Here is a 22,986-nt window from a genome sequence, read left to right as displayed (position 1 = left end):
AATAACCAAAAATGAAAATAGCCATTATAGGAACTGGAAATTTAGGAAGTTCTATTGCGAAAGGACTTATCAATAATAAGTCGTTTACATCGTTGTATTTAGCTGATAAAAACACCGCGAATGTTGAAGTTTATAAAACCGAAGATTACGTGACCGTGACAAACGATAACGTATTGGCGGTAGAAAATAGCGACATGGTTATTTTTGCATTGCAACCAAAACATATTAATGCTGTTTTGGAAAGTGTAGTTTCCAAAATTACGGAAAAACATATTATTATTTCGGTGGCTGCTGGTGTTGAAATTCCTAGAATTGAAGGTATTATTGGGAAGGATAAAAATATTATTCGTGTAATGCCAAACACTGCGATTTCTATTGGGAAATCCATGACCTGTATTGCTGCTAATGAAAAAGCGCAAGATAAGGTTGGTTTAGCTCAAGAGGTGTTTAACCAATTAGGAACTACATTGGTTATTCCTGAAGATTTAATTCAAGCAGCAACAGTAATTTGTGCCAGTGGTATAGCGTTTTGGATGCGCCTTGTGCGTGCTACAACACAAGGAGCTATTCAGTTAGGTTTTGAAGCCCACGAAGCACATCAATTGGCTACACAAACGTGTTATGGTGCTGCGAGTTTATTGTTGGAATCTGGTAGACATCCAGAACAGGAAATAGACCGCGTAACAACACCAAGTGGTTGTACTATTGAAGGGTTAAATGCTATGGAACATCAAGGTTTAAGCTCTGCTTTGATACAAGGTATTGTGGCTTCTTTCGAGAAAATTAATCAAATTAAAAAGAATTAAAATGCCATTATTTGACGTTTATCCATTATATAATGTAACACCAGTTTCGGGTAAAGACATGCATGTCTACGACCAAAATTGTGTTGAATATTTAGACCTTTACGGAGGTCATGCCGTAATATCAATTGGGCATTCACACCCAAAATATGTTGAGGCTGTTAGTAAGCAAGTTTCAACTTTAGGGTTCTATTCGAACGCGATTCAAAATCCGTTGCAAGTTGAACTTGCCAATAAAATTGAAGTCCTTTCTAGTTGTAAAGGGTATGAATTATTTTTGTGTAATTCTGGAGCAGAAGCTAATGAGAATGCTTTAAAATTAGCGTCGTTTAAAACAGGAAAATCGCGTGTTATTGCGTTTAACAATGGGTTTCACGGGCGTACATCGGCGGCGGTAGCAGCAACCGATAATAAAAACATTGTCGCACCTATTAATGCACAGCAGCAGGTTACTTTTTTGGCTCTGAATGATATTGAAGGTGTTAAAAGAGAATTGGAAAAAGGCGATGTTTGTGCGGTGATTGTAGAATTTATTCAAGGCGTTGGTGGTTTGGATCAGGGAACAGCCGAATTTTTCGAGCAAGTTGATAAACTTTGTAAAGCAAACAATACCTATTTTATTGCTGACGAGGTACAATCGGGTTACGGACGTTCGGGTAAATTCTTTGCGTTTCAGTATTACAACGTAACACCTGAAGTTATTTCAATAGCCAAAGGTATGGGGAATGGTTTCCCAATTGGAGGGATTTTAATTCATCCGGATATTGAAGCAAAACATGGTATGCTAGGTACCACGTTTGGTGGTAATCATTTGGCTTGTGCTGCAGGTTTAGCGGTTTTAAATACGATTGAAGATGAAAACCTAATTGCCAATGTTAACGATATTTCAGGCTATTTTATTTCTGTAGCTAAAACCATTCCGCAGATTAAAAATATCAAAGGAAAAGGCTTGATGATTGGTTTAGAATTCGACTTTGAAGTTGGAGAACTAAGAAAAAAGCTTATTTACGAACATCGTATATTTACAGGTGGTGCTTCAAACAAAAAATTAATTAGAATTTTACCACCATTAACTATTAAAAAAGAACATGTGGATCAATTTTTTGAAGCTTTAAAAAAAGCTTTAAAATAAGCTTTAAAATAAGCATGTAGAGTAAAAACTCTGAAACTTAAAGGTCAGAAACTCTGAAAAAACTTTAAAGTTCAGAAACAAAAAACAAAAAATGAATACTTTATTAAACATAGAAACAAGAAACGCTGTATTACTTAAAATGGCTGAACTTTTGGAACAAGAAAGAGCTGCTATTATTAAGATTAATAAAGCCGATTTAGATGCTTATGATGGCGATGATATTTCTATGTACGATCGTTTAAAAGTAGACGATTCCAAAGTAGATGAAATGATTAAAGCAGCAAAACATTTGGCGTCGCAAGACGATCCTGTTGGTGTAGAACGTTTCAGCTTTAAACACGATAACGGGATGCAGGTTTATAATAAAACAGCATCATTTGGAACGATTTTGATTATTTATGAATCACGTCCAGATGTTACTGTGGAGGCTGCAGGAATTGCTTTTAAATCAGGAAATAAAATTTTATTAAAAGGCGGAAAAGAATCTTTAAAATCGAATTTAAAGATTGTTGAATTGTGGCATCAAGCTTTAAAAAGTCAAGGAGCTTCAACCGATTGGGTTGAATATTTACAATTCAACAGAACCGAAACCCAAGCGTTTTTAGAAAAACCAACACAAAAACTCGATTTAATTGTGCCTCGTGGTGGCGAACGTTTAATAGCCTTTGTAAAAGAACATGCATCTTGTCCAGTAATCATTAGTGGACGTGGTAATAATTTCGTGTATGTTCATAAGGAAGCCGATTTAGACCTTGCTTTAAAAGTCATCATCAATGCGAAAACAGCTAAAATTTCAGCATGTAACGCATTGGATAAAGTACTGATTGATAAAAACCTTCCTAATAAAGAAGCATTTATAAAAAACTTGATTTCAAAATTAAAGGAATTCAAAGTGCAGATTTTAGGAGATGAAGCCATTTCAAAATTTGAAGGTGTTGAAGCTATTCAGTCAGAGGATATTTGGTATCAGGAGTTTCTAGATTATAAAATTGCGATTGCTGAGATAGATTCAAATGAAGACACTATCGCTATGATCAATAAGTATTCTGGAGGTCATTCGTCATCTATCATTACAACAAATAATGAGATTGCTAAAGTGTTTATGGAAAACGTAGATACAGCAGCAGTTTATCACAACGCTTCTACGCGTTTTACCGATGGTAGTCAAATGGGATTAGGAGGCGAATTAGCTATAAGTACCGATAAATTACATCAACGCGGGCCAATTGGTTTGCAACATTTAGTGACTAATAAATGGTATGTTCATGGCAATGGACAAATAAGATAAGCCATAATGGGCATTTAAAAATAAGAGAACGCCTGTAGTAGCAATAAAGTACAATTAAGGAGCGAAGGTTTAAATAGATGAAGAAAAAACGCATATTACTAAAAGTTGGTTCTAACACACTTACCAAAGAAACCGATAATATTTCTTGGGGTAAAATTGAAGATTTGGCAAATCAAATGGCAAAACTTCAAGATACTTGCGAGTTTATTATTGTAAGTTCTGGTGCTATTGCGGCAGCAAAACAGTTTGTAAAACTAGAAAGTAAAGGCAAAGAAATTAGGGTAAAACAAGCTTTAGCTTCTATTGGTCAGCCACATCTAATTCGTGTTTATCAAGATATTTTTAGAGAATGTGGTTTGTTTACATCACAATGTTTGCTGTCTTATTCCGATTTTGAAAAAGAGCAAAGCAGAACAAATATTGTAAATACTATAAACGTTTTGGTTGAAAACAATTTCATTCCAATTATTAATGAAAATGACACCGTTGCAACAGATGAAATAAAGTTTGGTGATAATGATAAATTAGGAGCATTAACAGCGTCTCTTTTGAAAGCCGATTTATTCATTATTGCAACAAACACAAATGGTATTTACACCAAAGAATCAATGGAAAATGGCACGCCAAAAACCATTGATTTAGTAGAAGATTTTGAAGAATTAGCAAAACAGGTGGTTAATTCAAAATCATCACACGGTAGTGGCGGTATGCAATCTAAAATTGAAGCGGCTTCAGTAACTAAAAAAGCAAATATAGAAACATGGATTGTAAACGGATTGGAAGACAATTTCATATTGAACGCCTTTGAAAACAAAATTCCGTTTACCAAAATAAAATAAGTTTACCTGCAAGGTTTTAAAATTAAACAGAATGAAACATTACACTTCCATAAATGATATAGAAAATATCCAGTCTTGGATTCAGGAAGCCAAAGCATTAAAAAGAAATCCACTTAATTATAAAGACTTAGGGAAAAACAAAACCTTGGGTTTGTTGTTCTTTAACTCAAGTTTACGTACACGTTTAAGCACGCAAAAAGCTGCTTTAAATTTAGGAATGGATCCTATTGTAATGAATGTTTCTGGTGATGCTTGGGGTATTGAATTTGGCGATGGCACCATTATGAACGGTAATACGGCAGAACACATTAAAGAAGCTGCAGCTGTTGTGTCGCAGTATTGCGATATTATTGCAGTAAGAGCATTTCCAACTTTAACAGATAAAGAAAAAGACGAAAGCGAGCATGTGTTAAAGTCGTTTGTAAAATACGCATCAGTACCTATTGTAAACATGGAAAGTGCTACTGGACATCCGCTTCAAGCCTTAACCGATGCGATTACCATTTCAGAAAACGCTAAGAAAGAAAGACCCAAAGTAGTTTTAAGTTGGGCACCACATATTAAAGCATTGCCACATGCTGTTGCGAACAGTTTTGTACAGGCTATGCAAAAAATGGATGTAGATTTTGTAGTAACACATCCTGAAGGGTATAATTTAAACCCAGATATTATTGGTAATTCAACCGTTAATTACAATCAAGAAGAGGCGTTTAAAGATGCCGATTTTGTATATGTAAAGAACTGGAGCAATTATAACGATTATGGTAAAGTATTAAACACAGATCCCAATTGGATGATTACCAAAGAAAAATTAGGCAATGCCAAATTCATGCATTGTTTACCAGTAAGGCGTAATTTAATTGTTGAAGATGCCGTTTTGGATGGTGAAAATTCTTTGGTAATTGAACAAGCCAATAACAGAACTTACGCAGCACAATTGGTATTGAAAAAAATATTGGAAGATTTAAAATAATTAAGAGGTCATTGCGAGGAACGAAGCAATCTGTTTGTTTTTAGTTCGTTGTTTGATATTTAATAAAATATAAATGGAAAAACTATCCATAGTAAAAATAGGAGGAAATATCATTGAAGACGATGCGTCTTTAAGTGCATTTTTAAAGTTGTTTGCTAATTTAGAAGGAAAGAAAATTTTAGTTCACGGCGGCGGAAAACGTGCTACGGCAATTGCGGCAAAATTGGGCATTGAATCTAAAATGGTAAATGGCAGACGTATTACCGATGCAGAAACTTTAGAAGTGATTACTATGGTTTATGGTGGTTTAGTAAACAAAAACATCGTAGCGCAATTACAGTCACTAAACATAGATGCCATTGGTTTAACAGGCACCGATATCAATAGCATTTCATCAGAAAAAAGACCTGTAAAAGAGGTTGATTTTGGTTTTGTTGGCGATGTAAAAAAAGTGGCTCACAAGTCTATCGATAAATTAATTCAAGCCGATTTTACCCCAGTGTTTTGTGCTATTACCCACGATGGTAACGGACAATTATTAAACACCAATGCCGATACCATCACGTCTCAATTAGCAGTTGGTATGAGTAATTTATATGAAACATCTATTTATTATTGTTTTGAATTAGATGGTGTTTTAAAAGATATTAGAGATAAAAATTCGGTAATAAAACACATCGATTCTGGCTTGTATAAAGAATTACTGGCACAAGGCATCATTGCAGATGGCATGCTTCCTAAGTTGGAAAATTGTTTCGATGCTTTAAATAATGGTGTAAAAACCATTAATATGGGAAACACCAATATGTTAACCCAAGAAAATGATAATTTTACAAAAATAACGTTATAATATGGCAATACAAGAATTAACAAACGATGCAATTGCACTATTAAAACAATTAATAGAAACGCCATCTTTTTCATCGGAAGAAGACAAAACCGCATCGCATATTGAAGCTTGGTTTAAGCGATATGATATAGATTATAAACGAAACCAAAATAATGTTTGGGCGGTTAATAAATATTTCGATGCCAGCAAACCTAATATGTTATTAAATTCGCACCACGATACCGTAAAACCAAATTCAGCATATACCAAAGACCCATTTAAAGCCATATTAGAAGATGGAAAGCTTTATGGTTTGGGCAGTAACGATGCAGGAGGTTGTTTGGTGTCGCTAATAGCAACATTTACCCATTTTTACAATCATAAAGATTTAAAATATAATTTGATTTTAGTCGCTTCCGCGGAAGAAGAAAGCAGCGGTCCAAACGGGTTAAATAGCATGCTGAAAATCATTCCTAAGATAGATGTGGCTATAGTAGGCGAACCAACCCAAATGAATTTAGCCGTTGCCGAAAAAGGCTTGGTTGTTTTTGATGCGAAAGTAAAAGGAACGGCAAGTCATGCAGCACATCCAAACGATGACAATCCCATTTATAAATTAATTGAAACCTTACAATGGTTTAAAGATGTTAAGTTTGAAAAAACATCGGAAGCTTTGGGCGATGTGAAATTAACGGTCACACAAATAAATGCCGGTAAACAACATAACGTAGTGCCAGCAGATGTAGAATTGGTGATAGATGTGCGGGTAAACGATAAATATACAAACGCTGAAATAGCAGATTTTTTACAAAAAAACGCACCATGCGATAGTATTGTGCCTCGTAGTTTGCATTTAAATTCATCATCTATCCCATTAGAACACGATTTAATTAAAGCAGGAATTGCTATGGGAAGAACAACGTATGGTTCACCAACATTATCAGATCAAGCTTGGTTATCATGTAAATCCTTAAAATTAGGACCTGGTGATAGTCCGCGTTCACATTCAGCCGATGAATTTATTTATTTGCATGAAATTGAAGAAGGCATACAAATTTATGTTGAATTATTGAATCGGGTAATTGTATAAATGTTTGTTGTTGAGTTGTTTGTCGTTGAGTCGACGTAATAACTCAACAATTTAGGATAAAAGAAATAAAATTTTTGAATAATCTAATTATATAAACGTTTGTTGTTGAGTTGTTTGTCGGTCGTATGGTCGACTCAACAACTCAACAACAAACGACTAAACATCAAGAAATGAAACTCTGGGACAAAGGTATATCAATCGATAAAAAAATAGAACAATTTACTGTTGGAAACGACCGCGAAATTGATGTTCATATAGCAAAGTACGATGTTATTGCATCACGCGCACATGCTAAAATGCTTCAAAAAATAGGTATTCTTAACACCAATGAGTTAATTGAACTTTTAGGTGGTTTAAAAAAAATAGAGACTCAAATAGAAAACGGCACCTTTGTTATTGATGAACAATTTGAAGATGTACATTCTAAAATTGAGTTCGAATTAACAAAATCGTTGGGCGAAGTTGGTAAAAAAATCCATACGGCACGTTCTAGAAACGACCAAGTTTTAGTGGCATTACAATTATATTACAAAGAAAATCTAGGCATTGTAAAAGAAAAAACCAAAATACTATTTGAAACTCTTTTAGGCTTAGCAGAAATGCATAAAGATAAAGTATTACCGGGTTACACGCACTTGCAAGTGGCCATGCCATCATCATTCGGGTTATGGTTTTCGGCATATGCAGAGGTTTTGGTTGATGATGTATATTTACTAGATGCCGCTTTAAGAACCGTAGACCAAAATCCGTTAGGTTCTGCTGCAGGTTATGGCAGTTCGTTTCCTATTGACAGAGAAATGACTTCTAAAGAAATGAATTTTTCAACACTAAAATACAACGTGGTGGCGGCTCAAATGAGCAGAGGAAAAAGTGAACGCACCATTGCCGCTAGTTTAGGGAGTTTATGTAACACCATGAGTCGTTTTGCTATGGATGTGTGCTTGTATATGAGTCAGAATTTTGGTTTTATTTCCTTTCCAGATGAATTAACCACGGGAAGTAGCATCATGCCACATAAAAAAAATCCAGATGTTTTTGAGTTGATTCGTGGTAAATGTAATAAGATACAAGCACTTCAAACAGAAATGCTTTTAATCACCAATAACTTACCTAGTGGTTACCATCGTGATTTTCAGTTATTAAAAGAAAATATGATTGCTGCTTTTGAAGATGTAAAAGATATTTTAGATATTTTCAATTTCTCTATAAAACAAGCCATTGTTAAAGATGTTGATATACATAACGATTTGTATAAATACCTTTTTACAGTAGATAATATCAACACGCTTGTTGTTGAGGGACAAAGTTTTAGAGAAGCCTATCAAAAAATTGGTGGTCAAGTTCAAGACGGTACTTACAAACCTGATACTTCTAAAAAACACACGCACGTTGGCAGTATTCATAATTTGTGTTTGGATAAGATTCGTAACAAGTTTTATATGAAATAATTTGCTTAGATTTGTAAAATAAATCAACTTAAATAGTTTAATTGGAATAAAATAATAGCAAGAAAAATTGCACTTTTTACCCAAAAAACAGTTGGGTTATTTAATATTGCTCTTTTATAAATTTAATTTAAACAAATGAAAAAAATTTTATTCTTATGTTCTACTATGATAATGTTGAACAGTTGTGCATCAATTCTTAATGGGAAATTTCAAAAAAAAGTTAGTATACAAACTAAAAATGCTAATTCTGTAGTTTATGTAAATGATGTAAGACAAGGTGTTGGGAAAAATGTAAAATCTAAGTTAGCAAGAGATCGTAATGTAAAACAAATAAGGATAGAAACAGAAGGTTATAAAGATTTGTACCTAATACATTATCAAAATCAAAAGTCACCATTATACATATTATCATGGGTGCCTTTTGGGGTTTTATTTTATCCCCCATTTTTAGATTCTGGAGCTAAAAGTTTTGATTACAAAAAAGATGTCTCAGTTGACGAAAAACTAATCCCTATCTCAGTTAAAACTGAAGATCAAAAATATCTTTTTGTAAAAAATACTGAGTTTAATTTAGATGAAAATGCATTAAAAATTAGAAGGATTAGACATCGTTCTCTTAAAAAAGAAAACACAAAAAAATTTAAGGATATTGACTCCAATGTAGAAAAAATTGAATTTAACAACTCTATATTTACGTCGTCTTTGAATGATATTTTAGTAAAGTATAAATATACCGATTCTACTAAGACTATTTTTAAGAGCAAAACAAATTCAGCATATATAAGTGCTAAAATAAATGAATTGGATATTCAATTTGTTTATCAAAAAGCTTCAAAACGATACATGAGATTTTTACAAGCTGAAGTAAACGTTATATGGGATTTGCAAGATATATACGGACAGAGTATTTTTAATGAAGCTTCACGAAATACCTCTGGACAGTTTTCTATAGATTATAATAAAGAATCAACCTCACTTTTGGCGGTAGAAGACGCGATTACTTCCTCTTTTCTAAATTTTATCAACAATGAAAAAGTAAAAGAATATTTAGAAAAAGGGAATATGGATGAGCAAGAAAAATTACCTTACATTACACTTTCCAAAGGAAAATCAATTAATGATATTGACTCAGCATTAGATGGTACCGTTACAATAAAAGTAAGCAACGGTCATGGAAGCGGATTCAAGATAAGTGGAGATGGCTATATTGTAACTAATTTTCATGTTGTAGCTAATTCCAAAGAAGATATTTCTGTTATTACAAAAGATAATAAAGAATACAAGGCTAAATTAATAAGACAGAGTGAAAATTTAGATTTAGCATTGTTAAAAATAGATGCAACTTTTGAAAGTCATTTTACTTTGCCTACAACAAAAAAATATAAAACAGGAGAAGATATTTTTATTATAGGAACTCCGACAACAATTGAATTAGGGCAGACTTTAAGTAAGGGTATTATTTCTGGTGATAGAGAAAAAGATGGTGTTAAGTTAATTCAAACTGATGCAGGAATTAATGGAGGAAATAGTGGAGGACCGATGATTAGTAAACAAGGAGAACTATTAGGAGTTATAAACGCTAAATTATCCGGTATTGGTATAGAAGGATTAGGATTTGCTATTCCAGCTGAATTAATAAGCAGTGGTTTATTTGTTAATTAAAATTAATACATAAAATTTAAAAGATAAAATAATCTTAAACTTAAAGTTAAGGTTAATTTAAAAAAAAGAGCTCGATTAGTTTATCGAGTTTTTTTTTTAAGTTTAATTTTTTTGTCATGATATTAAATTATATATTATTTGTTAATATAGCTTGCAAGAAACTAAACCTAGTTTTTTTATAGGTTGGTAACGCCCAAATAAACTGCATTAAAAAAGCGCACTATAAATAATGCGCTTTTAAGGACGGTTCCAAAAATTTTAATTTTCGGTGACTAACTCAAATAATCAAATGATTGTGGATTGCCCTAGATGTATATTGGTAAAGTTTAAGTTGGTTTCATCTGGATTGTTTATAAAATCTTCAATGAAATCGCCAACTTTCGTGGTGGTAATGTTATCGTACTTAGTGTTTAAGTCGGGTGTTGTTATGTGTAACTTTAACGATTTATCTACACCTTCGCGTACTAATGCTGCTTCATCATCTAGCCCAAAATGTTCTAATAACATAGCGGCTGCTAAAATGGAAGCTATGGGGTTTGCAATGCCTTTGTTTGCTGCTTTTGAATAAGCACCGTGTATTGGCTCGAACATGCAATGATTATCGCCAATGGATGATGATGCTAGCAAACCTATAGAACCAACAATAACGCTGGCTTCTTCTGATAGGATATCACCAAACATGTTTTCTGTTAAAATTACATCAAACTGTCTTGGGTTTACTATCAATTCCATGGCAGCATTATCCATATACATGAAATTTAAATTCACGTTTGGATATTGTGGTGCCAATTCTTGAACTACTCTGCGCCATAACCTTGAACTTTCTAAAGCGTTGGCTTTATCAACCAACGTTAATTTACGTTTTCTTGATTGTGCTGCTTTAAACGCTAAATGCGCTATGCGTTCTATTTCAAAGCGTGTATATTCGCAAATATCTGATGCTGTGTTACCATCATCACTTAATTTTTTTTCACCAAAATAAATACCTCCAGTAAGTTCGCGGTAAATAAGAATATTAGTGTTTGCAATTTGTTTTTTCTTTAATGATGATTTGTTTAATAAATCATCATAAGCAATTACGGGTCTTATGTTTGTATATAAACCTAACGATTTACGTAAACGTAAAAGCCCTTGCTCTGGTCTTATTTTAGCATATGGGTCTAAATCGAAAGCAGCATTTCCAATGGCGCCAAAAAGAATAGCGTCTGCATTTTCGCAAATGTTTACAGTTTCTTCTGGTAGAGGATTGCCAGTTTTTTCAATAGCACTTGCGCCAACTAAGGCATTTTGAAATGTAAATACATGGTTAAACTCCATAGCTATAGCTTTCAATACCTTAACGGCTTGTGCTATAACTTCAGGACCTATGCCATCGCCTGGTAAAACGGCTATATTTAGCTTCATGTTATGCTGAAATAATTTCTTTGTATAATCTACTATTTTCTATGATGGTGTGAATGTCATCATCATTAACTTCTTTCTTTTTATCGGCAAAATCTAAGAAATTCACATAGATTTCATCTAATTGAAGCTTTGTTAGTGCATATCCTACATTTTTAGCTCTATAAGCTAAGGCTGCACGCCCGCTTCTTGCTGTTAAAACAATGGCAGATTCGGTTACACCAACATCTTTAGGGTCTATAATTTCGTATGTTTCACGATTTTTAATGACACCATCTTGATGAATACCCGAGCTATGCGCAAATGCATTCGCACCTACAATGGCTTTGTTTGGTTGTGTATAAATACCCATACTGTCTGATACTAATTGGCTTAAACCATAAAGCATTTCAGTTTTAATATTGGTATCTAAATTTAAATATGGGTGTTGTTTTAAAATCATTACCACTTCTTCCAAAGCGGTATTTCCAGCGCGTTCGCCTATACCGTTAATAGTACATTCAATTTGGCGTGCGCCATTAATAACACCTTCAATAGAATTTGCTGTTGCTAAACCTAAATCGTTGTGGCAGTGGCATGATAAAATTGCTTTTTCAATACCTTTTACGTTTTCTTTTAGGTATTTAATTTTTGCACCATATTCGTGTGGTAAGCAGTAGCCTGTAGTATCTGGAATGTTTAAAACAGTTGCTCCAGCTTTAATTACAGCTTCGCAAACGCGTGCTAAATATTCATTATCAGTTCTACCTGCATCTTCGGCGTAAAATTCTACATCTTCAACAAAAGATTTTGCGTAACTTACAGCGTGAAAAGCACGGTCAATAATGGCATCTCTATTGGAGTTGAATTTGAATTTTATATGAGAATCGGAAGTTCCAATTCCAGTATGAATTCGTGGTGTTTTTGCGTATTTTAATGCTTCGGCAGCTACTTTTATATCATTTTCAACAGAGCGTGTTAAACCACAAACTGTTGCATTTTTTACAATTTTAGAAATAGCTTCAACCGATTTGAAATCGCCAGGACTAGATACAGGAAAACCAGCTTCAATAATATCAACACCTAAAAAATCTAGCTGTTCAGCTATGATAATTTTTTGTTCGGTATTTAATTTGCAACCAGGTACCTGTTCGCCATCGCGAAGCGTTGTGTCAAAAATTTGTACGTTCGTATTAGACATTTAATAAAATAAATTTTTCTTTTGTATTACGAATTTATATTTTGGTTTGCTTAAATGATAATGCAACTCACTTTTTTTACGATGTTTAACTCGTATATAATTTAATTAAATAACTGAAAACTAGTAGATTAATACTGTTTTTGTAACTATGACAAAAGAGCAAAAAGATAATTTGTTTGTACTGGTGAAATCCCTTTCTAAGTCTGAAAAGCGCCAATTTAAACTTTATGTAGGTAGATTAGGGGTTAATGAAGATTCCAAATTTTTAACCTTATTTAATATTCTTGAAAAGCTATCGGTTTACGATGAAACCACTATTCTTAAAAAAGGTATTGTAAAAAAAGAGCAGCTATCAAATTTAAAGGCACATTTATACAAACAGATATTAATTAGTTTACGTTTAAACCCATCACATCAAAATATTAGAATTCAAATTCGAGAACAACTCGATTTTGCAACTATTTTATATCACAAGGGTTTGTATAAACAGAGTTTAAAAATTTTAGACAAAGCAAAAAATTTAGCTATTGCCAATGAAGAAAAAAATGTGGCTTATGAAATTGTTGAACTTGAAAAAATAATTGAATCGCAATATATAACTAGAAGTTTGGGCGATAGAGCCGATGAACTTTCCATTCAAGCAAAAGAGTTAAGTCAACAAAACGTATTGGCAAGTAAACTTTCTAATTTATCGCTTCAATTGTACGGGTTATTTTTAAAAACGGGTTACGTTAAAAACAGTAAAGAAAGTATTCGCGTTATAAAATATTTCAATGCCCGACTTCCAAAATATGATATTAACACCTTAGGTTTTCGTGAAAAATTATGGCTTTACAAAGCTTATTTATGGTATAGTTTTTTAACAGTAGATTTTTTATCGTGCTACAAATATGCCACTAAATGGGTTGATTTATTTTATGAAAACAAAGATCAAATTATTTTAAACCCTGTTTTCTTTTTAAGAGGAAATCATTATTTATTAGAAGCACTTTTCTATTTAAGACATTATGAAAAGTTTAAAGAATCGTTAGTGAGATTGGAAAAAGTAACCAAAGAAAAATGGTTTCCAATTGATGATAATATTGATGGATTAACATTTTTATACATCTACAATAATAAATTCAATTTACACTTTATAGAAGGAAGTTTTAAAGAAGGTTTACCTTTGATTGATGAAGTTTTAGAGCGATTAAAAGATTATAACGACCGAATAGATGAGCACCACATTATGGTATTTTATTATAAAATAGCCAGTATGTATTTTGGTGCAGGCGAAAATAAAAAGTGTATTCAATACCTAGAAAAAATTATAAATAACAAATCGTTACAAATGCGTGAAGATTTGTTGTGTTTTGCCAGAATTTTAAATTTGGTAGCACATTACGAAGCAGGAATGGATTACAATTTAGATATTTTAATTAGAAGCACTTATAAGTTTTTAATCAAAATGGAAGATCTATACGATGTACAAAAAGAGTTTATCAAATTTTTAAGAGGTTTGGGTGATATTTACCCTAATGAAGTAAGAAATGAATTCATCAAATTGCATAAAAAATTGAAGGAGTTTGAGCATGACCCTTACCAAAGTCGTGCCTTTTTATATTTGGATATTATTTCGTGGTTAGAATCTAAAATTCAAAACAGACCAATCGCTTTGGTTATTCAAAACAAGTTTTATGATATGCGATTTAATAAGTAGAAATACCTAAAAGATTTACAGTAAGCCAAATTTTTTATAAAATTCTTTATGAAAAATTTGGTTTTTAACTTTTTCTAACTGAATATTTGCACTCACAAAGTTCAAACACTTACTGAAATGTTATCAAGAAAGGTGGAGGGATTAGACCCATTGAAGCCTTAGCAACCTCCCGAACTTATCGGGGAAGGTGCTAAATTCTACTTAGTTTTCAATTCATTTATTGAAAATTGGATAGATAACCAAAACGAAATTACATAAGTAATTTTAACTATTCTTTTTAACATTTTTCTATTAAGTACATCAATTTTGATGCATTTGGCTTTTGTTTTAATCATTTATTAACTCAAAAAAAATTAGAAAAATGAGCACACTAAAATTAGCAACAAGCGCATTACACGCAGGGCACGACACCACTGCAACTGGAGGAACACGAGCAGTTCCAATTTACCAAACATCGTCGTATGTTTTTAATAATTCAGATCATGCAGCAAACCTGTTTTCATTAAAAGAACTGGGTTTTATTTACACCAGACTTAACAATCCAACCAACCAAATTTTACAAGAGCGTTTAGCAGCTGTAGAAGGTGGTATTGGCGCAGTGGTTTTTGCTTCGGGAACATCGGCAATTTCAACAGGATTATTAACTTTATTAAAAGCAGGCGACCATATTGTAGCATCAGCCAGTTTATACGGTGGTACTTATAATTTATTGAAAGTAACATTGCCTCGTTTGGGCATCACAACCACATTTGTAGATGCCGATAATCCAGATAATTTCGCTTCAGCCGTTAAAGAAAACACTCGTGCTTTCTTTGTGGAATCTTTAGGAAACCCTAAATTGGATGTTCTAGATTTAAAATCAATTTCTGTGCATGCTAAAGCAGCAGGCGTACCATTCATTGTAGATAATACTGTAGCAACACCAGCTTTATTAAACCCTATTGAGCATGGCGCAAACATCGTTATACATTCCTTAACAAAATATATAGGCGGACAAGGAACATCGTTAGGTGGAGCCATCATTGATGCTGGTACGTTCGATTGGGCTAACGGGAAATTCCCAGAATTCACCCAGCCTTCAGCAGGATACCACGGTTTGGTTTATCACGAAGCTTTAGGTGCAGCAGCTTATACATTTAAATTAATTTTAGAAGGATTAAGAGATTTTGGAGGTGCTTTAAGTCCGTTTAACGCCTTCCAAATCATTCAAGGTTTAGAAACTTTACCAGTAAGAATTAAGCAACACAGCCAAAATGCTTTAGAACTTGCAAACTGGTTAGAAGAGCAAGATGAAGTGGCTTGGGTAAACTATCCTGGTTTGGCCTCTAGTAAATATAAAGATTTAGCAGATACATATTTACCAAAAGGACAAAGCGGCATCATTACCTTTGGGGCAAAAGGTGGATTTGATGCAGCTAAAACCATAGCAGATAATTCTAAATTATTTTCATTGTTGGCAAATATTGGAGATACCAAATCGCTTATCATTCACCCAGCAAGTACCACGCACCAGCAATTAACAGATGCTGAACAAGACGCAGCAGGTGCGCCAAAAGATTTAATTCGTTTATCTGTTGGTTTGGAAGATATTGAAGATTTAAAAGCCGATTTAAAAGAAGCTTTTTCAAAAATTTAATAAATAAATAGCGACCTGCAAGGTTTCAAAACCTTGTAGGTCTTAAAAATAAAAAAATCGTTGAAAGTAAATTTACAACATATCATTATTAAAAACTTTACCACCGAAAGTAAAGTGCTTAACCCCGAAATAAAGTTAAGTTACCAACTATTTGGTAAGCCTTTAGGTACGGCACCTGTGGTATTGGTAAACCATGCCTTAACAGGGAACAGCAATGTAGCTGGTGAAGATGGTTGGTGGAGCGACTTGGTGGGCGATGATAAGGTAATCGATACAAAACTTTACACCATATTATCTTTCAATATTCCAGGAAACGGGTTTGATGGTTTTGTAATAGAAAACTATAAAGATTTCGTAGCACGCGATATTGCAAATATCTTTTTAATTGGGTTGAAGGAACTTAAAATTGAAAAACTGTTTGCACTCATTGGTGGGTCGTTAGGTGGTGGTATCGCTTGGGAAATGGCGGTGTTGAACCCAGATATTACAGATAATTTAATACCTGTGGCAACCGATTGGAAATCCACCGACTGGTTGATAGCCAATTGCCAAATTCAAGAGCAATTTTTATTGAATTCTAGAAATCCGGTGCACGATGCCAGAATGCACGCTATGTTGTGTTACCGCACACCAGAATCTTTCAACGAGCGTTTTCAGCGTTCTAAAAACGAGGAATTAGAGATTTTTAATGTAGAAAGTTGGTTGTTGCATCACGGTAATAAACTGCAAGAACGTTTTCAACTGTCCGCTTATAAATTAATGAATCAGTTGCTAAAAACCATTGATGTTACCAAAAACAGACCAACCGATTTCAATGTGTTGGAAAACATACATGGCAACATTCATATAATAGGAGTTGATTCCGATTTATTTTTTACCGCTGAAGAAAACAGGCAAACACACAAGCAATTGGCGGTGTCAAACCCGAATGTTACGTATAATGAAATACATTCGGTGCACGGGCACGATGCTTTTTTGATGGAATACGAGCAATTAGAAAAAATAGTAGAAGGCATTTTTGTGCCAAGTTCTAAAAAGAGAAGAATGAAAGTATTAAAGTTTGGAGGGAAATCGTTAGCAAATGGCGATGGTTTGAATACCGTTATTTCCATCATAGAAAATAAGGTGAAGGAAGGTGAAAAAATTACGGTAGTAGTTTCAGCGAGAAGTTCCGCTACCGATGATTTAGAAGACATTCTGAACAAAGCAGCTAAAGGGCATCCGTATAAAGAAATATTGCAAGTATTTAAAAATTATCAAACGGAACCATTAAAGGATGTTGATTTTTCAGCTGAATTTTCAGTTTTAGAAAAATTGTTCGAAGGGGTTAGTTTATTAGGCGATTACAGCAAAAAAACCAAGGATGAAATTTTAGCTCAAGGTGAATTGCTATCGGTGAAATTGATTGCTAGTTTGTTGAATAAGAAAAACATAGAAGCAACAGCAGTTGATTCCAGAACCTTAATAAAAACGAACGATGCTTTTGGGAATGCACAACCTATTTCGCAACTTTCAAAAGACAACGTTAAAAAATATTATAAAGAAGCAAGTAACGGTGTTGTAAATGTTGTTACAGGTTTTATTGGGTCTAATTCAAAAAATGAAACCACTACCTTAGGTAGAAATGGTAGCAATTATACAGCAGCACTTTTGGCAAATTATTTAGATGCTGAAGAGTTGCAAAATTACACCCATGTTAATGGTATATATACAGCAAACCCCGATTTGGTGGAAGATGCTAAAAAAATACGCGAATTATCGTTTAGTGAAGCCAATGAGTTGGCTAATTTCGGTACCACCGTTTTACATGCCAAAACCATCATTCCGTTAGTTGAAAAAAATATCAATCTTCGCATTTTAAATACGTTTAATCCTGAGGATGAAGGTACTTTAATTACGGCAAAACCAAATTCAAAAGAAGTAACCTCGTTATCGGTTTTAGATAATGTGGCACTTTTAAATTTAGAAGGTCGTGGTTTGTTAGGAAAAAGTGGTGTAGATGCTAGAATATTTGGTGCTTTAGCAAGTAAGGATATTAGTGTGAGCATCATTTCTCAAGGTTCTTCAGAACGGGGTATTGGTTTAATTATTAATGCAGACCAAGCAACCCAAGCGGTCATAGCTTTGGAACGTGAGTTTGAAAACGATTTCTATTCACAAGACGTTAATAAAATTGCGGTGGTTGATGATGTTTCGGTTATTTCCATTATTGGTATCGAATTGAGTTCATTCCACAAACCATTTAACGCGCTTATAAAAAACCAAATTACACCGTTGTTGTTCAACAATACGGTTACTGGTAAAAACGTGAGTTTGGTGGTTAAAAAAGACCAACTTCATAAAGCTATGAATGTAATTCATGGTGAAATTTTCGGAATTTCAAAGAAAATAAACATAGCCATTTTTGGTCATGGTGGTGTTGGTAGTGCTTTGATTAATCAGATTTTGAAATCGAAAGATGATATTGAAAAACGAAAAGGCATCAACCTAAATGTTTTTGCGATTGCCAATTCTAAAAAACTACTTCTGAATAAAAGAGGCGCAGATAAAAATTGGAAAGAAGCCATAAAAACATCAGAATTGGAGAGTTCTATTGAAGATGTGATTGCTTTTGCTAAAACGCATCATTTGGAAAATTTAATTGCGGTTGATAATACGGCGAGTCCTAAATTCCATAACAATTATGTGCCATTGGTTGAGGCTGGTTTCGATTTGGTGTCTTCTAACAAAATAGCCAATACCATTTCGCATCAGTTTTATACCGATTTACGGGCACAATTAAAAGAACACAACAAGCAATATTTATATGAAACCACGGTTGGCGCAGGTTTACCGTTGATAGATACTATTAAATTATTACACGAATCTGGTGAAAATATTACCAGAATCCGAGGTGTTTTCTCTGGAACGTTGAGCTATTTGTTCAATAACTTTTCGGTACAAGACAAACCATTTAGTACCATTGTTCAAGAAACGATTGATAAAGGTTTTACTGAACCAGACCCAAGAGAAGATTTTTCAGGAAACGATGTGGCTAGAAAATTATTAATTTTGGCACGTGAACTGGATTTACAAAATGAATTTGAAGATGTGTCGGTTCAAAATTTAATTCCAGAAGCTTATAGAGATATTTCCGTGGCTGAATTTTTAAGTCAGTTGAACGTATTGGATGCTGAGTTTCAAAAGATAAAAGAAGCACAAAAACCAGGATTTGTTTTAAGATATATTGGCGACTTATCGGGCGATTTATCTCAGGACAAAGGAAATTTAGAAGTAAAATTAGTATCCATTCCAGGAGACAGTACCTTAGGGCAAATTAAAGGAAGTGATGCTATTTTTGAAATATTTACCGAGAGTTATGGTGAGCAACCTATTGTGATTCAGGGTGCAGGCGCAGGATCGGAAGTAACAGCAAGAGGTGTTTTTGGTGATATTTTAAGGTTGTCTAAACATATAAATTAATACAATAAGGGTAGTTGAGACCTAAAAGAAGATAAAAATGAGTGAGGAAAGAAAAAAATTCGAAACTTTAGCCGTAAGAACGCAATCGGAAACAACCCAGTTTTCTGAGCATTCGGTACCGTTATATTTAACATCAGGATTTGTTTTTGACGATGCAGAAGAAATGAGAGCTTCCTTTGCAGAAGAAAAGCAGCGCGACTTGTACAGTCGTTATAGCAATCCTAACGTTAACGAGTTTGTTGATAAAGTATGCTTAATGGAAGGCGCAGAGGCTGGTTTTGCTTTTGCTAGTGGTATGGCGGCGGTTTTTTCAACGTTTGCAACATTACTGGATGCTGGCGATCATGTCGTGTCTTGCAGTTCGGTGTTTGGGGCTACCCATGGTTTGTTTACAAAATACTTTCCGAAATGGAATATAGCGTGTTCTTATTTTAATGTAAATGAAGTTGAAACCATTGAAAGTTTAATTAAACCGAATACTAAGTTTTTGTATGCAGAAACACCAACGAATCCTGGTGTTGATGTGTTGGATTTAGAATACCTAAGTGCCATTTGTAAAAAGCACAACATTCTGTTGGTGGTCGATAATTGTTTTGCAACACCTTATTTGCAACAACCTATAAAATTTGGTGCCGATTTGGTTATCCATTCCGCTACAAAATTAATTGACGGGCAAGGGCGTGTACTTGGTGGCGTTACAGTTGGAAAAAAAGAATTGATAAGAGAAATCTATCTATTTTCAAGACTTACAGGACCTTCAATGAGTCCTTTTAACGCGTGGGTATTGTCAAAATCATTAGAAACATTAGCAGTTAGAACCGAAAAACATTGTGAAAACGCGCTGAAATTGGCAACATTTTTAGAAGCCCACCCTAAAGTAACATGGGTGAAATATCCTTTTTTAAAATCGCATCCTAAACACGACATTGCTAAAAAGCAAATGTTGTTAGGCGGTAATATTATAGCGTTTGAGGTAAAAGGTGGTTTAGAAGGCGGAAGATCTTTTTTTGATGCTATAAAAATGTGTTCACTATCTGCCAATTTAGGTGATACGCGAACCATTGTAACCCATCCAGCAAGCACTACACATGCTAAGGTAGAACCTGAAGTAAAAGCCGCAGCAGGTATTACCGATGGTATGGTACGTGTTTCGGTAGGTTTAGAGCATATAGATGATATTATTTCCGACTTGAAACAGGCTTTAAATTAAAAACCGACTTGGTAAATGACTAAAATCTTGATTTTTATATTGTCTTTATCTTTTATGCAGTGTAAAAGTCAAGTGAATTTGAATACTGTAACTTCTGAAAGCATAAGAAAAAAACAAGATTCAATAATTAAAAAATATGTAACCAATTGCGCCGAACAATATAATTATAGAGTTTAAATGGCGGAATGGCGAAATTGTTTAGATGAAGGCTTAAAAGCAGATAGTACAATTGCATATTTATGGCAACAAAAAGCTATGCCATATTTTAAAGCCAGTAAGTATGAAATTGGAATGAACTATTTGGATAAGGCTGTTTTTTATGATTCAAGAAGATGGTTAAGTTATAGGGCATTCATTAAATGTATTTTTGCTAAAACCTACCACGATGCCATCATAGATTTTGAAAAATGCATTAAAAACGAAGGGAATTCATATGTTATGGATCATACCTATCAATTTCATATTGCACTTTGTAATTTACAGCTTAATCAATTTATGAAAGCTGAATCCATTTTTTTAAAAGATATAGAAGAACAAGAAAAAGAATTGTGAGAAGCACATTATTTAGACCTTTTTTACTACGGAATAAGTAAATATGAACAAGGAAAATGGCAAGAAGCTATTGTTCAATTTGATAAATCGTTAAAACAATATCCTAAATTCTCTGAAGTAAAATATTATAAATCCATTTGCTTGTTGAGGTTGAATGATTTAGAAAATTCAAAAATTCTTTATGAACAATCCAAAGAAGATGCTATCAATGGTTATTCAATAAATGAAGATAATAGCATCTATGAAACTTATCCTTATCAAGTAAGATGGTAAAATAATTATCTTATTTTTTTCTAAATTAATTACCTTAGCACCATGCTATCTAAAAAAACAAAATACGGATTAAAAGCACTCACTTTTATAGCTAGAAGTGGAAGCGAAGTGCCAGTACAAGTTGGAGAAATTGCCAGAGGCGAACAAATTCCGCAAAAATTTTTAGAAAGTATTTTACTTACTTTAAGAAAATCAGGCATTTTGGGTTCCAAAAAAGGAAAACATGGTGGTTATTATTTAAGAAAAGACCCTTCAGAAGTTTTAATGACCGAAGTTATGCGTGTTCTTGAAGGTCCAATAGCTATGGTGCCTTGTGTAAGCCTCAATTTTTATGAAAAGTGTGATGATTGTCCAGATGAACAAGCTTGTAGCGTTAATAAATTGATGATTCAAGTACGAGATAGTACATTGGAAGTTTTCAAGAATACCACTTTAAAAGACTTATCTGAAAGATAAATTAAAAAAAATAAAAATTTAGTTTGATAAGTAAAAAAAAGTTTTAAATTTGCAATTCCTATTAAATTGATAGGATTAATGTAATACTAAGTAAAATGATTGATCACGTGTTAATAAATTCAAATCAAGAAGAGAAAACTACTTTTAAGACAGATAGTGCTAAAGAAAAGCCACTTAGAAGTATTGTTAAGTCTATTAGCTGGAGAATTATAGGGACTTTAGATACCATTTTAATTTCATGGATAATTACAGGTCACTTAACTTTAGCATTCAAAATAGGTTCGGTAGAGTTGGTTACTAAAATGGTGTTATACTTTTTCCATGAACGTGTTTGGAATACTATTAAATGGGGAAAATAAGTTGATATAGATGATAACGCAAGAAAACATAAACGAATTAAATATACTTTTGAAAGACGCGAAGCCATCTGAAATTATTCAGAAGGCTTTTGAGCTTAATAAAGAAGCGGTAGTTACAACCAATTTTAGGCCATACGAAGCTGCTATTTTGCACGCTGTCGTTTCAGTAGAAACTGCTATTCCAGTAGTTTGGTGCGATACAGGTTACAACACGCCACAAACCTACAGACACGCTGAAAAAGTAATAAAAGATTTAAACTTAAACGTGTTTTTGTATGTGCCAAAACAAACATCGGCACATCGCGATGTTGTTATGGGAATTCCAAGTGTAGATGCTCCAGAGCACGCATTGTTTACTGAGCAAGTGAAATTGGAACCTTTTAGACGTGCTATGGAAGAACATAAACCAAAAGTTTGGTTTACAAATTTACGACAAGGACAAACAGCGTTTAGAGATAGCATTGGTATTTTTAGCCTTAGTAAAGATGGTGTTTTAAAAGTGAGTCCGTTTTATTATTGGTCTGACGCCGATTTAGATAAATACCTAGAAGAAAATAACTTACCAAACGAATTTAAATATTTCGATCCAACAAAAGCTTTAGAAAACAGAGAGTGTGGGTTGCATGCGTAAACAAGTTAAAAGTTAAAAAGTACAAAGTTAAAAGTTGTTATTGATTAGTTTCCGAAGCCAACA

Annotated in this window: 18 protein-coding genes, 2 pseudogenes and 1 riboswitch; of the genes and pseudogenes, 18 read left to right on the top strand and 2 right to left on the bottom strand. The window is 33.5% G+C overall.

Translation table 11 applies throughout. The features are described 5' to 3' along the window. Positions 1 to 11 precede the first annotated feature (11 nt). The 9 genes and pseudogenes from proC to ACFQ1R_RS03695 all read left to right on the top strand — a co-directional run bounded on the left by proC (position 12) and on the right by ACFQ1R_RS03695 (position 10,064). Positions 12 to 806 carry a pyrroline-5-carboxylate reductase gene (gene proC / locus ACFQ1R_RS03735; protein ID WP_379924764.1) on the top strand — a complete coding sequence of 265 codons (795 nt, stop codon included), beginning with the start codon at positions 12 to 14 and terminating at the stop codon, positions 804 to 806. A 1-nt stretch (position 807) separates the two neighbouring features. After that, positions 808 to 1,935 carry an aspartate aminotransferase family protein gene (locus tag ACFQ1R_RS03730; RefSeq protein WP_379924763.1) on the top strand — a complete coding sequence of 376 codons (1,128 nt, stop codon included), beginning with the start codon at positions 808 to 810 and terminating at the stop codon, positions 1,933 to 1,935. A gap of 79 nt (positions 1,936 to 2,014) precedes the next feature. Then, positions 2,015 to 3,223, top strand: a pseudogene (locus tag ACFQ1R_RS03725) (glutamate-5-semialdehyde dehydrogenase); the annotation flags it as partial. 77 nt (positions 3,224 to 3,300) lie between these two features. Beyond that, positions 3,301 to 4,062 (top strand): glutamate 5-kinase, encoded by a 762-nt coding sequence (gene proB, locus ACFQ1R_RS03720; protein WP_379924762.1) that lies wholly within the window; start codon positions 3,301 to 3,303, stop codon positions 4,060 to 4,062. Positions 4,063 to 4,093: 31 nt separating this feature from the next. Then, positions 4,094 to 5,035 carry an N-acetylornithine carbamoyltransferase gene (locus ACFQ1R_RS03715; protein WP_379924761.1) on the top strand — a complete coding sequence of 314 codons (942 nt, stop codon included), beginning with the start codon at positions 4,094 to 4,096 and terminating at the stop codon, positions 5,033 to 5,035. Positions 5,036 to 5,108: 73 nt separating this feature from the next. Then, a complete protein-coding gene (argB, locus tag ACFQ1R_RS03710; protein WP_379924760.1) occupies positions 5,109 to 5,885 on the top strand; it encodes an acetylglutamate kinase in 777 nt (258 codons plus the stop codon). Between the two features lies 1 nt (position 5,886). Beyond that, complete coding sequence (locus ACFQ1R_RS03705) at positions 5,887 to 6,954, top strand: M20 family metallo-hydrolase (RefSeq protein WP_379924759.1); 1,068 nt, start codon at positions 5,887 to 5,889, stop codon at positions 6,952 to 6,954. A gap of 170 nt (positions 6,955 to 7,124) precedes the next feature. Beyond that, positions 7,125 to 8,402, top strand: coding sequence for an argininosuccinate lyase (gene argH, locus ACFQ1R_RS03700; RefSeq protein WP_379924758.1), 1,278 nt, complete (start codon positions 7,125 to 7,127; stop codon positions 8,400 to 8,402). Positions 8,403 to 8,537: 135 nt separating this feature from the next. After that, a complete protein-coding gene (locus ACFQ1R_RS03695) occupies positions 8,538 to 10,064 on the top strand; it encodes a S1C family serine protease (protein WP_379924757.1) in 1,527 nt (508 codons plus the stop codon). A gap of 285 nt (positions 10,065 to 10,349) precedes the next feature. Here the strand turns inward: ACFQ1R_RS03695 and leuB are convergent, their stop codons facing one another. Together leuB and ACFQ1R_RS03685 are read right to left on the bottom strand one after the other, a co-directional pair. Then, positions 10,350 to 11,468, bottom strand: coding sequence for a 3-isopropylmalate dehydrogenase (leuB, locus tag ACFQ1R_RS03690; RefSeq protein WP_379924756.1), 1,119 nt, complete (start codon positions 11,466 to 11,468; stop codon positions 10,350 to 10,352). A gap of 1 nt (position 11,469) precedes the next feature. Then, a complete protein-coding gene (locus ACFQ1R_RS03685) occupies positions 11,470 to 12,645 on the bottom strand; it encodes a 2-isopropylmalate synthase (RefSeq protein ID WP_379924755.1) in 1,176 nt (391 codons plus the stop codon). Positions 12,646 to 12,793: 148 nt separating this feature from the next. On the opposite strand from ACFQ1R_RS03685, the gene ACFQ1R_RS03680 reads away from it, so the two are divergent. The 9 genes and pseudogenes from ACFQ1R_RS03680 (at position 12,794) to ACFQ1R_RS03640 (ending at position 22,923) form a co-directional block, all read left to right on the top strand. After that, positions 12,794 to 14,344: a hypothetical protein gene (locus ACFQ1R_RS03680; RefSeq protein ID WP_379924754.1), complete on the top strand. Its 1,551-nt coding sequence runs from the start codon at positions 12,794 to 12,796 to the stop codon at positions 14,342 to 14,344. 117 nt (positions 14,345 to 14,461) lie between these two features. Further along, positions 14,462 to 14,586: riboswitch (SAM riboswitch) on the top strand. A 119-nt stretch (positions 14,587 to 14,705) separates the two neighbouring features. Continuing rightward, positions 14,706 to 15,980, top strand: coding sequence for an O-acetylhomoserine aminocarboxypropyltransferase/cysteine synthase family protein (locus ACFQ1R_RS03675; protein ID WP_379924753.1), 1,275 nt, complete (start codon positions 14,706 to 14,708; stop codon positions 15,978 to 15,980). A gap of 60 nt (positions 15,981 to 16,040) precedes the next feature. Continuing rightward, a complete protein-coding gene (gene thrA / locus ACFQ1R_RS03670; protein ID WP_379924752.1) occupies positions 16,041 to 19,442 on the top strand; it encodes a bifunctional aspartate kinase/homoserine dehydrogenase I in 3,402 nt (1,133 codons plus the stop codon). Between the two features lie 37 nt (positions 19,443 to 19,479). After that, positions 19,480 to 20,652, top strand: coding sequence for a trans-sulfuration enzyme family protein (locus ACFQ1R_RS03665; protein ID WP_379924751.1), 1,173 nt, complete (start codon positions 19,480 to 19,482; stop codon positions 20,650 to 20,652). Between the two features lie 177 nt (positions 20,653 to 20,829). Next, a complete protein-coding gene (locus tag ACFQ1R_RS03660; RefSeq protein WP_379924750.1) occupies positions 20,830 to 21,204 on the top strand; it encodes a hypothetical protein in 375 nt (124 codons plus the stop codon). A gap of 30 nt (positions 21,205 to 21,234) precedes the next feature. Next, a pseudogene (locus tag ACFQ1R_RS03655) lies at positions 21,235 to 21,477 on the top strand (tetratricopeptide repeat protein); the annotation flags it as partial. A gap of 42 nt (positions 21,478 to 21,519) precedes the next feature. Continuing rightward, entirely contained in the window at positions 21,520 to 21,933 is a 414-nt protein-coding gene (locus ACFQ1R_RS03650; protein ID WP_379924749.1) for an RrF2 family transcriptional regulator, read from the top strand. 95 nt (positions 21,934 to 22,028) lie between these two features. Then, the gene (locus ACFQ1R_RS03645; protein WP_379924748.1) at positions 22,029 to 22,292 is read left to right on the top strand and encodes a DUF2061 domain-containing protein; all 264 of its coding nucleotides are present in this window, start codon (positions 22,029 to 22,031) and stop codon (positions 22,290 to 22,292) included. 10 nt (positions 22,293 to 22,302) lie between these two features. After that, the gene (locus tag ACFQ1R_RS03640) at positions 22,303 to 22,923 is read left to right on the top strand and encodes a phosphoadenosine phosphosulfate reductase domain-containing protein (protein WP_379924747.1); all 621 of its coding nucleotides are present in this window, start codon (positions 22,303 to 22,305) and stop codon (positions 22,921 to 22,923) included. Positions 22,924 to 22,986: the final 63 nt, after the last annotated feature.

Source organism: Mariniflexile jejuense (genome assembly GCF_042675665.1).
Classification (GTDB): domain Bacteria; phylum Bacteroidota; class Bacteroidia; order Flavobacteriales; family Flavobacteriaceae; genus Mariniflexile; species Mariniflexile jejuense.
The sequence above is the reverse complement of the archived record's forward strand: the minus strand, read 5'-3'. Positions and strand labels throughout refer to the sequence as shown.